Annotated in this window: 6 protein-coding genes; all 6 read left to right on the top strand. The window is 40.3% G+C overall.

Going from position 1 to position 17,081, the window contains the following annotated elements:
- The first annotated feature begins 208 nt into the window (after positions 1 to 208).
- Entirely contained in the window at positions 209 to 4,339 is a 4,131-nt protein-coding gene (locus ACULLH_RS11120; protein ID WP_454088807.1) for a hybrid sensor histidine kinase/response regulator transcription factor, read from the top strand.
- 183 nt (positions 4,340 to 4,522) lie between these two features.
- Positions 4,523 to 7,600 carry a SusC/RagA family TonB-linked outer membrane protein gene (locus tag ACULLH_RS11115; protein ID WP_454088806.1) on the top strand — a complete coding sequence of 1,026 codons (3,078 nt, stop codon included), beginning with the start codon at positions 4,523 to 4,525 and terminating at the stop codon, positions 7,598 to 7,600.
- Positions 7,601 to 7,609: 9 nt separating this feature from the next.
- On the top strand, positions 7,610 to 9,109 hold the full coding sequence (locus ACULLH_RS11110) for a RagB/SusD family nutrient uptake outer membrane protein (RefSeq protein ID WP_454088805.1): 1,500 nt from the start codon (positions 7,610 to 7,612) through the stop codon (positions 9,107 to 9,109).
- 88 nt (positions 9,110 to 9,197) lie between these two features.
- Positions 9,198 to 12,521: an FG-GAP-like repeat-containing protein gene (locus ACULLH_RS11105; RefSeq protein ID WP_454088804.1), complete on the top strand. Its 3,324-nt coding sequence runs from the start codon at positions 9,198 to 9,200 to the stop codon at positions 12,519 to 12,521.
- A 355-nt stretch (positions 12,522 to 12,876) separates the two neighbouring features.
- The gene (locus ACULLH_RS11100; RefSeq protein ID WP_454088803.1) at positions 12,877 to 13,326 is read left to right on the top strand and encodes a helix-turn-helix domain-containing protein; all 450 of its coding nucleotides are present in this window, start codon (positions 12,877 to 12,879) and stop codon (positions 13,324 to 13,326) included.
- Positions 13,327 to 13,844: 518 nt separating this feature from the next.
- A complete protein-coding gene (locus tag ACULLH_RS11095; RefSeq protein WP_454088802.1) occupies positions 13,845 to 17,078 on the top strand; it encodes a SusC/RagA family TonB-linked outer membrane protein in 3,234 nt (1,077 codons plus the stop codon).
- Positions 17,079 to 17,081 lie beyond the last annotated feature (3 nt).

The raw sequence follows: 17,081 nt of genomic DNA, 5'->3' as shown, positions 1-17,081 counted from the left end.
TTCTCGAATGAAAATCGCTAAAATCCTTAAAATTATGCAATTAGCTGTTGAGATTTTGTGTTTCTGACCTGAGCGTCTATCTTTACACGGTTAAAATTTTGTGGGTTACATGCATAGGACCCAAATCTAACAGATGAAAATAATTCCTCAAGGTATTTCCAAAATGTCATTGTAGGAATCCATTTTTATTTAACTCCACAAAGTTGAAATGTCTAAGCTTAGAAAAAAAAGACACCTGGTTGTACTGTGTTTTTTTCTGTTTGTGGGCACTTGTGTAGCACAGTCGGAAAAAGATAGATTGGTTTTTGAAAATATTGAATCAATTACCACAGGAGACCCTATTTCCTCAATTGCTCAAGACGAATCTAATCTAACCTGGATAGGGACTTTCGGTTCAGGGTTATACAGCTTTGATGGGATTAATTTTAAAGCTTATGCACATCGTATTGATGGAGGTTCTCAAATAGGGAGTAACCTGATTCACTTTACTTTTTTGGACCGGGAAGGGCGTCTCTGGGTCGGTACCGATTCCGGACTTCATTTGTACCAGAAAAACACAGACCGTTTTAAAAAAATAGTATTTAGTTCTGAACTGGACTTGCAGGAGCACATCAATTTTACCTGCGTAATTCAGGAAGAATCCGGGGATTTTATCTTTGGGACCTATGAATATGGAGCTTTACGATATACACCCGGAGACAATAAGCTCCAAAAAATCCAGTTTGCGGCCCAATTGTCCAAAGAACCCATAATAACTTCTTTTGGTAAGGTTATAGAAGATGAAATATTTACCGGGACCGACGAAGGACTCTACTTATTGAATGGTACTAATCAATTGGTCAGAGCATCTTCGGAATTCGCTGAATTGGCTGAAACGGACGATTTGAATATTGCAAGTCTGATGTCCGATGCTGGAAGCCATCTCTGGATAGGTTCGGCAGATGAGGGCCTTTTTAGGCTTACGAGAACAGAACGGGGTTACAGGATGGATAAATTCTCGGTAACGGACAAGAAGATTTTTTCAATATTGAATAGTAAGGGAACCGTTTTACTCGGAACCGAAAATGATGGGTTGATCGTAATGGAAGAAGACGGGAGTTCCGTTGAAAAATATACCTACAGTGATTATGATTCCAAAGGAATAAGTTCAAATTCCATATGGTCCCTATATATGGACAATGAGGATAGGTTATGGTTGGGCCATTATGGTGCTGGTATGGATGTTCATGATAAGCATAGCACCAAATTTGGATCTTTGGAAAAAATTATTAATGATAAGAACTCCTTGCTGTCCAACTCCGTTACGGGTTTGGATAAGGACAAATCTGGCAATTTATGGATAAGCCTTGATGGAGGAGTGGATATTTATGACCCCATTACAAGGGAGATAACCCATTTAACGGGTGCAATGGACGACATTTACCCTGGGCTGCACCCTGGCATCAGAGCTGAGAACATTTTTGCGGATAGCAGGGGGAATATATGGATAGGAACATGGGAGAACGGAATCTACCTGTTGGACAAAAACAGAAAAAGGTTCTTGAACTATACGAGCTCCAATACAAAAGGAGTATTAAAAACCAACACCATCAGGGGTTTCGCTGAGGACAATCAGGGCAAGATTTGGATTGCATCCTTTTTAAAGGGGCTTTTTTACTTTGATCCCGAAGAACGAAGAATAGTCCATTGTGACTCAAAACCTTTTGAGGATTTAGGTATTATGGACCATGATATCATGACCATTATGGTCGACAAAACCAATGCAATATGGTTGGGGACATCGAGCGGTCTTTTTAAGGTAATCCAGAACGAGGAATCTGGTTTTCAAGTGAAAAGCCTAAAGAATGAGCTTACAGAAGTTTCCGCTGACCACCCCAGTTTACATCGAATATCATCTCTGTATCAGGCCAAGAACGACGTTTTTATTGGTACTGATGGAGCAGGATTATTTAAGTACAATTTTGAAGATGATGTTTTTTCTTCATGTAATGCACGGTATAAGCTTAAGGAGAACACCATAAATTCAATAATTCAAGGCGATGACGGAACCCTATGGATTGGAGGAAAATCAGGAATTACCAAAATAGACCTTGAATTGAATACATCCGCCAATTTTGGCACTAAGGATGGATTAACGACCAATTATTTCAATAAAGCGGCCATTGAAGTGTGTAATGAAGGAAAAATCTATTTTGGAAGTTACTCCGGAATCAATTTTGTGGACCCACAGCATTTGGCTTTCAACACCAACAAACCCCACCTATACTTTACAGATTTCAAATTGTTTAATAAAAGTGTATCCATAGATGATGAAGGTTCGCCTTTATCTAGGGTAATTTCCCAAACAAGAGAGGTCACACTAACACATAAACAATCAGTTTTTACTCTGGAATATGTTGGGGCCGGACATACACGTGCTGAAAAAAACCAATACGCCTACATGTTGGAAGGTTTTGATCACCAATGGAGCAACGTAGGAGGGTCTAGAAGCGTGACCTACACAAATTTGGAGCCCGGAGATTACACTTTTAAGGTAAAAGTAGCCAATCATGATGGTGTATGGAACGAAGATCCATTGACCCTTAAAATCGAGATATTACCACCATGGTGGAAGTCCAGATGGGCCTATACCATATATGTTCTTGCCATTTCGGGTCTGCTGACCTTTTTGACATTTTTCTTTAAAGAGAAATTGAGACGGAAGCAATTGAATTTATTGAAAAGAGAAAAAATAAAACAAGAGAAGGAGCTGCACGAAGCAAAGTTTCAATTTTTCACCAATATTTCTCATGAGTTCAGAACGCCACTTACCTTGATCATGAACCCAATTGAAGATCTACTAAACCATAATAAACTTGGGTCTTTTCCCCGCGCAAAGCGAAAATTGCTCACGATAAAACGAAATTCTGACAGACTTTCCAGATTGATCAATGAATTGATGGATTTTAGAAAACTACAATCCAACAACGTTTTTTTGAGTGTAAACCAAGTTGATATTGTTGAAGTAGTAAAAAATGTGCTGTCCCACTTCCTTGAGGAGGCTGAGCATAGAAAAATTAATTTGGATTACGATGTTGAACAGGAAGAACTCTTAGCTTGGGTTGATTCCAGTATGATGGAGAAGATACTCTTCAATATTGTTTCCAATGCTTTTAAGATGACACCAGAAGGTGGCCAGATAGAGGTGAAGGTAAATCTTTCACGGAGTTGCAGCACTGCTCAACAAGAAGCTAATAGCTTTGCGATTTCGGTCAAGGATACCGGTTATGGAATAGCTGAAGGGGACCATGCCCAGATTTTTAAAAGGTTCTATCAAGTAGATTCAATGAACAACACTTATTACGGTAGTTCGGGAATTGGTCTTGAAATGGTAAAAAGTTTTGTTGAACTTCATCATGGCACCATAGAAGTGGAAAGTGAGTTGGGCAAGGGTTCCAAATTTATTGTGACCCTTCCTTTGGGCAAACAACACTTTAAAAAAGAGGAAATTGCTCAGGAAATACCTAAATCAAATTTGGGTGTGGTGAATAGTGAATTTGTCCCTGATCCTGTAACGGTTGAAAGTGTAAAAGATAGCCTTCCCATAGACAAGAAAACGAAGACCATTTTGATTGTTGAAGACAATATAGAGCTTCAAAATTATTTGCGAATAGAACTGGATGAGCTATTTAATACCCTTGTAGCTCCCAACGGTAGAGTGGGATTAGAGCTTGCTCTCGAGCATCAACCAGATTTGATCATAACCGACGTCATTATGCCAGAACTGAATGGTTTGGATCTGTGCAAAAAAATCAAGGCCGATATAAAAACCAGTCACATTCCCTTGCTTATGCTAACGGCGAGAGCTATGGTGGAAGACAAGATAAAGGGTCTGGATTCTGGAGCCGATGCTTATTTGAACAAACCCTTTCATATTGATGTATTGCGTGCCACAATAGCTCAATTGCTTTTGAGCCGGAAAATATTGTTCGATAAATATCATCAGAATAAAACTTTGGAAAAACCCAATGCTACCACAGCAATGGACAACCGGTTTATTGCCAAGGTTCTTCATTTTATCCATAAAAATATTGAAGACCCAGATCTTAGCGTAGATCAATTGGCATCGGACTTATATTTGAGCCGAAGCCAGCTGTACAGAAAAATAAAGTCACTTACGGGAATGACCGCAATCGAATTCCTTAGGAAAATCCGTTTGGAGGAAGCCAAAAAATTATTGTCATCAGAGAACAATTATAATGTTAGCGAAGTAGCATTTAAAGTTGGCTTTACCTCCCCTTCATATTTCACCAAATGCTTCAAAAAAGAATTTGGGTGCTTACCCAAGGAAAATTGGTAATTCATTGTGTTTGAGGGTCTGATTCAGTACCTGCCCATACATTTTGCATCATTTTTTACAGCATTACATCATTTGTTCTAAACCCGGAACCAGTGCTAAAATATCTTTAGCTCCTTTAAAATGGCCTATACCGTTTTGGTCATTTATTGAATTTCAAATCTAACTTAATATTTAACTGACTTTATGAAAATCAAAGAACTTGCAACGCTTTTATTACTGCTTTTTGGTATGGTTACGTATGGCCAAAAAGTTACAGGTAATGTAAGCGATGCCGATGGCGTTCCGCTTGCCGGTGCCACGGTACTGGAGAAAGGGACCAACAATGGTGTTGTCGCAGATTTTGATGGCAATTATGAAATAGCCGGATTAACGGAAACATCTGTTTTAGTCTTTAGTTATGTAGGATTCAGCCCAGAGGAACGTACTGTAGGCCAAAGCACTGTTATTAATGTGACATTGAGCGAAAATGCAGCATTATTGGATGAGGTGGTCGTCGTAGGTTACGGTACACAGAAAAAATCAACATTGACAACCGCAATTGCTTCGGTCAAAGGAGATCAAATAAGTGAAATACCCGCTGCCGATATTGCCCAGACCTTACAGGGGCGCGCGGCAGGTATAACGGTTATCAACTCGGGCTCGCCAGGAGGTAATACGGCGATCAGAATCCGTGGATTGAGCACTTTCGGGGACGGAAGCCCGCTCTTTGTTGTTGATGGAGTGTTTACTGAAAGTATTAATAGCATAAATCCTTCCAGTATTGCCAAGGTAGATGTATTAAAGGACGCAGCCGCAACCGCCATATACGGTTCTAGGGGATCCAATGGTGTAATAATTATTACCACCAATCGGGGGCTGGCAGGAAAAACCTCCTTTAAGTTCAACGTATACTCTGGGTTTCAGCAGTCCAACAAAAGATATGATTTATTGAATACCGAGCAATATGTACAATTTATAAGGGAAATTTCAGCGCAATCCGATGGAGGGGGAGTTGTTGTTCCAAGAATAGCCAATGATCCAGATTTTGATGGAAATGGAGTGGATACGGATTGGCAAGAGGAGTTGTTCAGGTCAGCTGCAATGACCAGTTATGATTTTAATGTTTCCGGCGGCTCGGAAAAAAGCAACTTCAGTTTTGGCTTGTCAACATTTGATCAAGATGGAATTTATATCGATACAAACTTTCAACGATATACCTTCAATATAGCCAGTGATGCCGAAATTTTTAAAAATTTCAAAGTCGGGGAGACATTGGCATTTGGCCATACAAAAACCATCGCGCCACAAATTAGCGGGGGTCGTGAACCATTATATAATGTGATAGCATCTGCACCCTACCTTCCTGTACGGGACGAAAACGGTGTTTTTACCAGTCCGGATGGTCAGGATATCAATAATTCAAGAAACCAGGTACTGGTTCAGGATAGGGAAGACAATTTAAACAGGCATACAAGTTTAATCGGAGGCTTATATGCAGAGTTTGAATTGATGGAAGGGCTTACCATCAGGTCACAATATGGGGTGGATATGTTCTTTAATCTTCAAGACAACATTTCAAGAGCCTTTCAAACAACAGGGCAATTCAACCAGGATTTTACCAGCATATTCAAGGCGAGGCGCAATAGAACCTCCAGTGTATTCACAAATACCTTGAATTATAATAAATCTATTGGGAAACACAATTTGAACCTTACTTTGGTTTCCGAAAGGCAGACCATAAAAGATGAAGTTTCTACCGGTTCGCTGCAGACCACATTATCATCGGAAATTCCTGAACTCAACAATGGTATCGCCAGCAGTTTTACCATTAACGATAATTTGATTTCCTACTTGGGTCGTATCAATTATGATTTTGATAATCGATACCTGTTGCAGTTGTCTTTGAGAAGGGACAAATCATCCATTTTTGCCCCTGGAAGACAAGTAGGTTGGTTCCCTGCAGCATCGGCAGGTTGGATTGTTTCCAATGAGTCGTTTATGGAAGATTCCTTTATCAACAATTTAAAATTAAGGGCCAGCTATGGGGTTACGGGAAATAACAAAGTAGCTAGAAATTCGTCGGTGAATGTATTTGAAGGGACCCTGTCCACACGTTTTAACTATGTGATTGATGGGGAACTCGTTGATGGTGTATCGTTGAACGGTGGAAATAATTTTGATTTGACATGGGAAGAGGCCATAAAGCAGAATTATGGATTTGATTTGGGATTGCAGAACAATAAATACACACTTTCAGCAGAATATTTTATCAATGGTAGTGATGGATTGATTGTAGGTGAACCGCAGCCGCCTTCTTCGGGTATTCCTGGAAACAGTGCTTCTGGTGGAATCTTGTTTAAAAATGTGGGAGATGTTGAGGTAACTGGGTTTGAGTTTACCGTAGGTTACAATGATTACGAAGGAGATTTTCAATGGAGTGCATCGGCAAACCTCTCCACGGCCAAAAGTAAAGTAACTTCATTGGGAGTGGTAGACCAGATCTTGCAAGCCGGTTTTAACCCCCCATTCTCGGAATTATTGACGAGAATTGCACCTAATGAACCCCTGTTTCATTTCTTTGGATATGAGTTTGAAGGAGTTTACTCGGACGAACAAGAAATAATAGACCATATAGGTGCGGACAATTTGGATTCCAATTCTGGGTCAACCTATATTGTGCAGCCTGGTGATGTTAGGTATACCGATGTCAATGGAGATGGAGATATTACAGATGAGGACCGTGTGGTCATCGGAGATCCAACGCCTGACTTTACATATGCCCTTAATTTGAACGCCTCTTACAAAAATTGGGATTTTAGCGCGCTGATCAACGGGATGTACGGAGCGGACGCCTTAAATGCCAACACATGGTTCTTACAGGGGCAGGAAAATGTCGTCAATCATGGAGTGGAAGTGCTGAGGAGATGGCAAAATCCCGGTGATATTACCGATGTCCCAAGGTTCAGATTCGAAGGAAACAACCCAAATAACCGAATATCGACTAGATATATTGATGACGCCTCTTTCGCAAGGTTAAGAAACGTGACCTTGGGGTATTCACTGCCCCAAGATGTTTTGGATGACATATCAAAAGGATTGTTGAGCAAGGTTAGACTATATGTTCAGTCACAAAATTTACTCACACTGACCAAGTATTCTGGACTAGACCCCGAAATAGAGCCCTTCTATGATGGCTCAGGTTTGATTGTGGGGTTAAATGTAGATAGAGGAAGAGCCCCACAGCCCACTACCTTTTTGGCCGGATTACAAATTGAATTTTAAAAAAACGCCATGAAAAAATTATTGAACAAAACACTTATGTATTTCGCAGGATTATTTCTGTTGACAATGTCCTGTGATGATGAAGTATCGGTAACAAATACGAACGAACTTTCTCAGGCAACTTTCTTTGAAAGTCTGGCCCAAATCGAGGCGGCTGCAAATGCGGGATACGCCCAATTACAGAACTCAGGTCTTTATCAGCGGTATGGATATATTTTGCCTGATACCTTTTCTGACGAGATGACAACCTCTACAGACCCCAACTTCATTCCTTCATACCAGTTTAGAATGACCGCATCGTTGGTTCAGACATCATCATACTGGACAAATTGTTACAATGGTATTGCAGCTTGCAATTATGTGATAGACAATCAGGAAGTTATGGAAGAAAGGCTGGGCACTTCAGATTTTAGTGCGGCGGACATCAACGATGCCGTGGGCCAGGCGAGATTTTTACGAGGTCTTTATTACTTCTTTTTGGTCAAAAGATATGGGGGAGTTCCCTTATTGCTCGAAATACAAGAAACGCCTACTGGTACTCCAAGAAGTACTGCCGATGAAATATATGCTGCAATCATAAATGATTTACAAGCTGCTTCAGAATTACTTTATTCCAAGGATGCAACTGAAAGGGGAAGAGCTACAAAAGGAGCGGCTTTGGCCTTGTTGGGCAAGGTATACCTGTTTCAGGAAGAATTTGCTTTGGCCAAGACGACATTCGAACAAATTACAGATTATAGTTTGCTGCCATTGGAAGATTATAATGACAACTTTAATGAATCTGGAGAACATAACGATGAGTCAATGTTCGAGGTAAGTTTTTCAGGAGATGTTGATGAATCTGATTTATGGTCACAAACTGGCCTAGGGGTTTCAGAAGTGATTTTTCATGCGCAAGAATATGCTGGTTGGGGCAATGCCAGACCGTCCACAAAAATGATCAATGAGTTTGAAGATGACGACCCAAGGTTTGAATCTGCTATCCTGATGCCTGGAGGTGCCCATGGTCCTACAGGAGAATTTACATGGACTGGCAGCAGTATTATTTGGTATAAATTTTCGCAATTGTATGAGAACGAAAGCGTCACTCAAAATGGAGACACCAACGCAAGAATTTTACGATATGCCGATGTCATATTAATGCAGGCAGAAGTTGAGCACAGACTGGGAAATGATGCCGGGGCTATAAACTATTTAAATCAGATAAGGGCAAGAGTGGAAATGCCCTTGTATGGGACCCAAGAAATGGATGATGCGGGCTACCCAGTAGACACTCCTGAAGGGGTATTCAACGCCATTGTACATGAGCGCATGGTGGAGCTGTGCGCTGAACAACATCGATTTGATGATTTGGTGCGATGGAATCTCGATAATCAAGAATTGCAATTAGCTGATGATGGCTCGCAAAGGGGGTATAATCCAGATGTTCATCGTTTAATGCCTATCCCACAAGTGGAAATAGACTCAAACGATGAGATTGGTCCAGGAGACCAAAACCCTGGATATTGATTCCTAATTAAATATGCCAACCGAAGAGCAGGGATTTTTCCCTGCTTTTTAGTTGAAAAGGTTATTTCACATTTAAAAGACAAGTACTATGAAAATGCTAACGAACATTATTGTGATTCTCTTTTGTTCAGCCATTCTTCTCTCATGCAACACCACGGGTGAAAATGTTTCAGATGTTCGTATAACTGCGCCCATTTTTAAAAAACTGGACCCAGATAGTACTGGTGTTTTATTTTCAAATGATCTAAAAGAGACCGATACATTAAATTACTTTACCTACCCATACATTTATATGGGAGGTGGTATTTCTGCAGGGGATATTAATAATGATGGGTTGACAGATCTCTTTTTTACAGGTAATATGGTCAGGAACCGCCTCTACCTGAACAAAGGAAATTTGCAATTCGAAGATATTTCTGAGAGCGCCAATATTGAAGGAGATACCAGGTGGTTTACAGGTACGACCATGGCCGATGTGAACAACGATGGCTATTTGGACATCTACTGCTTAGTGGCCGGTCAATCAAACCCCAAACACAACCTCTTATACATTAACAATGGAGACAATACATTTACCGAAAAGGCCAAAGAATATGGTCTCGACGATATAGGGAATAGCGTGGATGCATCTTTCTTTGATTATGACAATGATGGTGATCTGGACGTTTTTGTAGCAAACTATCCCATCACTCCCTTTCAATACAATAGTTTTAACTACAAAGACCGAATGAAATGGGTCACCGATGTGGAAACTGATAATCTCTACAGAAATGACGGGGGATACTTTACGAGAATTACCGAAGAGGCTGGTGTCAAATTTTATGGATTGGCCCTGAGCGTAACGGTAAGCGACCTTAATCAGGATGGCTGGCAAGACATGTATATTTCCAACGATTTTGGCTCTCCGGATGTGATGTATCTGAACAATCAGGATGGAACATTTAAAGATGTGATAAAAGAAACTACCCAGCACACCTCCTTTTACGGCATGGGCGTCGACATTGCGGATTTCAATAATGATGGCTATGTAGATATTCTTCAAATGGATATGGATGCCGCATCCAATAGACGTTCAAAGGCAAATATGGCGAGCATGAATCCATTGATTTTCAGAAATATGGAAGAAGTGGGATTTCACTATCAATTTATGCAGAATACATTGCAGCTAAATTCTGGAATAATCCAAAATGGACGGCCCAAATTCAGCGATATATCAAGGTTGGCGGGATTATCGTCCACCGATTGGAGTTGGGCCCCTCTATTTGCGGATTTTGATAATGATGGATTAAAAGATGTTTTTATATCTAACGGTACAAGAAGGGAGATTAACAACAAGGATTATTTCGCAAGTCTTAAGGGCCAAAAAAAACATAAGGACAGCTTACTTATCAAAAGCCTAAGAATACCGTCCGAAAAGATTGATAATTATATTTTTAGAAATAAAGGGGATTTATCCTTTGAACAAGCCAACGCTTACTGGGGAATTCAACACAAGGGCTTTTCCAATGGAGCTGTGTATGTAGATTTGGACAATGATGGGGATTTGGAGATTGTGACCAATAATATTGATGAAGAACCTAGCATTTTTGAAAATACCAGCTCAGGAATAAATAACTATATCACGATCAAATTAAGGGGATTACCAGAAAACAATTTTGGACTGGGGAGCAAGGTTACCATCAAAACCGACAGCGGTAAGCAAATGCAAGAATTGACCTTGAGCAGGGGGTTTCAGTCCTCTGTCGCTCCTACAATTCACTTTGGGGTTGGGAAGTCGGAAAAAATAGAAGAATTGGTCGTGGATTGGGCAGATGGGAAATCAACCACCTTAAAACAAATTGATGTCAACCAACAGCTTACCCTTCAGTATGCGTGTGCTACTGAATCTAAAGATTTTGACACTCAAAATAAAGGAGAGGAACTATTCAATAGTTTCTTGCCGGACACAATAGCATTATATAAACATAAGGAAAATAGCTATGACGATTTTGAAGATGAAATTCTATTGCCACATAAAACCTCCCAATTTGGGCCGGGTGTTGCAGTTGGCGATATTAACGGCGATGGTCTGGAGGATTTTTACATTGGTGCTGCCAAAAGCTTTCCTGGTGGGTTGTTTCTTCAAAGGAAGGATGGCGGTTTCGAACAACAGAAAAGTAAGTTTTTGTTGGAAGATAGATATCATGAGGATTTGGGTGCGCTTATTTTCGACCCGGACAATGATGGGGACAATGATTTATACGTTGTAAGTGGAGGCAATGAATTTGCAAATGACAAAAGTAAATTACAAGACCGCCTGTACATAAATGATGGTGCTGGTAATCTTAAAAAAAGCATATCCGCATTACCTATTATAATAAGCAGTGGCGGAAGAGTGTACCAATTTGATTTTGATAATGATGGCGATCAAGATCTGTTTGTGACTGGACGTTTGGTGCCGGGCAAGTATCCTTTACCAGCGGACAGCTATATATTGGAGAATAAAAGCAGAAAAGGAAGCCCAAGATTTGTAAACGCAACCCAAAAGGTGGCGCCCATGTTTAAAAAGTTGGGATTGGTGACTAGTGCGGCCCCTTTGGACTATAACAATGATGGGTGGATGGATCTAGTTGTGGTCGGCGAGTGGATGCCCATTAAACTGTTCAAGAACAATGCGGGCAAATTTGAGGACGTTTCAAAAGAACTTGGTTTGGAAAACACAGAAGGATGGTGGTTCAGCATACAAAGTGAAGATATGGATGGTGATGGTGATCTGGATCTGGTTGCTGGAAATTTAGGACTCAACTATAAGTACAAAGCAAAGGAAGAAGAGACTTTTGATATATATTTTACGGATTTCGATGACAACCGGAAAAATGATATCGTATTAAGCTATTACAACGAAGGGAAGAAGTATCCGCTACGCGGACGTGAATGCTCGTCACAACAAATTCCTGGTATTAAGGAGAAGTTCGAGAACTACGATCAATTTTCCACAGCAACTTTGATCGACGTCTACGGTGAGGAGAAATTGGAAAGCAGTTTGCATTATCAAGTAAGATCATTTGCTAGCGCCTATTTTGAAAACAAAGAAGGTAAGTTTGCAAAACATATTTTGCCCAATCAGGCTCAACTGGGTCCAATAAATCAAATTTTGATACAGGATTTTGATAAAGATGGTCGGCAGGATATATTGGCTGCTGGAAACCTTTATGCATCAGAGGTTGAAACACCAAGGGCCGATGCTGGTTATGGAGTGTTCTTGCAAGGAGACGGAACAGGAGGCTTTACTGCTAAACCAGCTACGGATACAGGTCTCTATACCAATGGTGATGTTAAAGATTTGGCGATGATTCGAATAAAAGGCAAGAACTACTTGCTATCCGCCAAGAACAACGATTATTTGCAGATAATTAGGGTGGAAAATCCCTGAATCTGAAATTTATACGGTCATAATGTCTTTCCCAAAGGAAATCATAAGCGAGCAGGTTCCCAATTCAAAAATTTGTCACTTTAGAACGTTTTAGAGGCGCCCCTAGATTAAATATTGGGTTACTTTAAAAAATGGCTATAAAGGCTTTATGATTTAAATAACAAATCTTTGGATTGTATTCGCTGAGTTTTAGCGAACCAATAAGTAGGTTGCCAGTTATTATGGGACTTTCCGGGTGTTCATACAGTATAGCAGTAAACTTCTCCCGATGATTGTTTACGTTAATCCTTATCGGCTGGAACTGGAGTTTTTGTCTTTTGCCTTAACTATGGTAGTGGTTTTCAACCTAGCCGCTATGAAAAAACTTATTAAATATATTTTTTCTTCTGGAAATGTTGAGATGGATCAGCATGCCAATGGTTCCGCGATGAAATATGAAAAGTCGGGATTAACGTTGCATGAGGCCATTGAAATTACAAATGAGATCAAGATTGCCTTTGAATCCGAGAAGTTGTATAAGAACAACGCGGTTGGTCTGGGTGATCTTTCACGACACATTAATAGGGATAGATACAAGGTATCCCAAGTGTTAAATGAATACATGTCCAAAAATTTCTATGCTTTGCTTAACCAATACAGAATTGAGGAGGCCAAGGAACTTCTTTTAGAACACTCGTCTTTAAGTGTCAAAGCTATAATGTATGAAGTTGGGTTTAATAGCAAGACCAGCTTTTATGGTGCATTTAAAAAGGAAACAGGTCTAAGCCCTAACGACTTTAGAAGCTTGGCGCTGTATGCTTCGTAATCTTTTTTTATAGCTTTCTTCCCTATTTATTCTATCTATCGGTTGCTTACTTCCAGCCATCTTTTTTTGCCTTTGAAGCGTTTCATTGATATTGCATAAGGGCAAAAGTTTTGAACATCGATCCGATTTCGGAATTTGTCATATGCATGCTGCTCCGTACTTCCATTGAGTGGAAATGTGCTATTTCAACTTTAATTGTTAAAATTTAAGAAACCTTTTATATCTCTGGATACATTCAAATAAAAGTTAAAAAGAGTTCGTCCCGTTTGGGGCAACTGGTTTTAACGTCCTTCCCGTTTTAAAAGTACCCTTACTTAAGCTACTTATAATTCTTTTGTTCCTGCAATTGTAAAGGTAAGGCGGTGAGAGGCCTTACTACCTTAAATAAATAGAAACTTTCCATTAAGTTTTGTTTTCGTACTAGGGAGTATTATTTGAATTAGCTATCAAAACAACTTCTCCCGTCTACCTTTCTCAGTTGCGCTAACTCATTAATTACTAACAAAACTTTTAATTCTATGAAAGTATTGAAACTGTTTGGGATTCTAGCCCTACTGTTGTGTACAACAACGGTCCTGTCCCAAGAAAAAACAATTACGGGTACAGTTATCGACCATACGGGCGTACCATTACCCGGGGTCAACATTATTGTTGAGGGCACTTCTACTGGGACCCAGACCGATTTTGATGGGAACTATTCCATTTTAGCAAGTGAGGGTCAAGCATTGCTTTACACTTATTTGGGCCAAAGAACGGCAAGAAGAGTGGTTGGTGCCGCAAGTGTTATCAACGTTCAAATGGAAGAGGACACGCAAGCTCTTGAAGAGGTTGTTGTTACGGCCCAGGGTATCCGAAGAGAAAAGAAGGCTCTTGGTTATGCCGTAACCAATGTGGGGTCCGATAAGGTTGAAAACAGACCTGAGGCGGATATCGCTAGGGTATTAAGTGGTAAGGCCGCTGGTGTTAACGTAGTCGGAACTGGTGGTTTGGCCGGTAGTGGTACAAACATCAGAATTCGTGGTAATGTTTCCATCACAGGTAACAACCAGCCTCTATTCGTAGTAAATGGGGTTCCCTTTAACACGGATACCAATGCCGAGAGTAACGTGACCACTGGAAATGGTTCCGTTTCGGCATCAAGTAGATTTTTGGACCTGGATCCAAACAACATTGAGGATATCAGTATCCTTAAAGGATTGAGTGCAACGGTACTTTATGGTAACCTTGGTAGAAACGGGGTTATTTTGATTACTACCAAAACAGGTGCTTCTGAACTTGTTGACAAAGGATTCGAAGTAAGTGTTAACCAATCTGTATTTGTAAACCAAATAGCAAGCTTGCCAGATTACCAGAACATCTACGGTCAAGGTGGTGACAACTCCATCAATGTTGGGTTTGTAGGTAACTGGGGTGGAAGGTTCGATAGCAATGCTACGGTAAGACACCACTATAACCAAGCACAGTTTGCGGAACCTTTCCCAGAATTCCAAGGGGTAAATGTTCCTTATAGAGCATTCGAAAATAACGTACGAGACTTTTTTAGAAAAGGTTTAGGTAGGACCACGTCCATCAATGCTTCCAAGAGTACTGAAAATGTGGCCTATAATGTAAACTTTGGTCATACGGATGAAGATGGATTTGTTCCAGGAAACAACATAAACAGAACCAATTTCGGATTGGGAGGTTCCATTAAGCTGAGCAATAAGTTCAGAATCAATGGTTCTTTTAACTTTTCTACAAGTGACTTTACCACACCTCCGGTTTCGGCCAGTAACGGTACAGGTAACTTCTCGATTTTCTTTAGAACATTGTTCGTTCCAAGAAACTTGGATTTGAATGGTCTTCCATTCCAGAATCCTTTGGATGGATCTAATGTATACTATAGAGCGGATCAAGAAAACCCAAATTGGTTGGTGGCCAATTCACAGGAGCAAATCAAAACGAATCGTTTTTACAATTCGATAAGCTCAAGTTATGACTTTAGTGATAAGGTAGCACTTACCTACCGGGTTGGATTGGATACGTTTACCGAAAATCAGCAGTTCTATGTAAACAAAGGTGGTGTTTCAAGTCTATTGTCACAGCAAGGATTTTTGAAAACTACCTCGGCTGTTAATACCATTTGGGACCACAGTTTGATTTTGAACATCAACAGCGTGCAATTAACAGAAAAACTTGGATTCACTGGAACCGTAGGTTTTAACGCCAACTCTGAAACTTTTGAAAAGTTTGGACAGGTAAGTACGGGCCAAGTAGTATTCGACTTTATTGACCATACCAATTTTGCTACACAGAGTAACGCGGATCCTCTAGGTTCGAACCTAGACTTTAGACAAACGGTAAACACGCTTGGACTATATGGGTCTCTAGGATTTGACTATTCGAACTTCCTTTACCTTACTTTAGCAGGAAGAAATGACTGGTCTTCAACAGTTGAACGAGATAACAGATCTTTGTTCTATCCTTCTGCATCGATGTCATTCATCCCTACTTCAGCAATTCCTGAAATGAAGGGTAATTTCTTGAACTTCCTTAAGTTCAGATTCGGATACGGTACTTCTGCAGGTTTCCCTGGTCCATACAACACAAGACCAACATTGGCTTTGGGTACCGCACAGTTCACTACGCGAACAGGTACTTTGATAAATGTAAACTCGAGTGGAGGTTTAGGTACTGGCTTGGATATCTTTCCTAACCCAGATTTAAAACCTGAATTGCACAGAGAGTTTGAAGCAGGGGTTGAGGCCAACCTTTGGGATAACAGAATAAACCTTGAAGTAAGTGTCTATAAGAGGGATTCCAAAGACCAGATTCTTGGTAAGATCTTGGATCCATCAACAGGTTTTGACAGAACTACAATTAATGCTGGTCAAATCAATACGGAAGGTATCGAAGTGGATTTGGGCTTAAACTTACTTAGGAATAGTGAAGGATTCCAGTGGAACACAAATTTCAACTTTACCGCCGATCAAAACGAAGTGGTAGACCTTCCAGGTGGAGATGATGTATTTATCGCTGGATTCTCCAACTTGGGTAACTATGCCATTGAAGGACAGCCATTAGGTGTGATCCGAGGAAGTTTTGCTGTAAGGGACGACCAAGGCAATTTACTGATAAACCCGCAGGATGGTAACGTCATTGACAGTGATGCCCTTGGTTTGGACAATGAGATAATCGGTGATCCAAACCCAGACTGGAGAATGGTTAACAGTAACACCTTTTCTTACAAAGGGCTGAGTTTGACTACTCAGTTTGAATACACCCATGGTGGAGATTTTAGCTCCAATACCATTGGTAACCTTATTCGTAGAGGTGTAACTACTGATACTCAAGACAGAGAAGGAACAGTAATTATTCCTGGTGTCCTTGCCGATCCAAACACCGGACAGGTGTTGCTTGATGGTTCTGGAAATCCAATTCCAAACACCATTCAACAAGGTGCCAATGAAATTTACTTCTTGAACTTTGTTGACCCTAGTGGTCAAGGAATATACGATGGATCAGTGGTAAGACTTAGAGAAGTATCATTGACTTATGCATTACCTAGAAAATTTTTGGAAAAAACACCATTCGGGTCACTTTCCTTCACAGTACTAGGACAGAACATGTGGTATTGGGCTCCAAATGTTCCACCAGGAACCAATTTTGACCCTGAGGTGATTAGTACGGGTGTTGGTAACGGTTTGGGACTTGATCTTCAAACAACTCCTACTTCTAAGAAATATGGATTTAGTATCAAGGCAACATTCTAATAA

The organism is Flagellimonas sp. 2504JD4-2 (assembly GCF_053642935.1).
The sequence above is the reverse complement of the archived record's forward strand: the minus strand, read 5'-3'. Positions and strand labels throughout refer to the sequence as shown.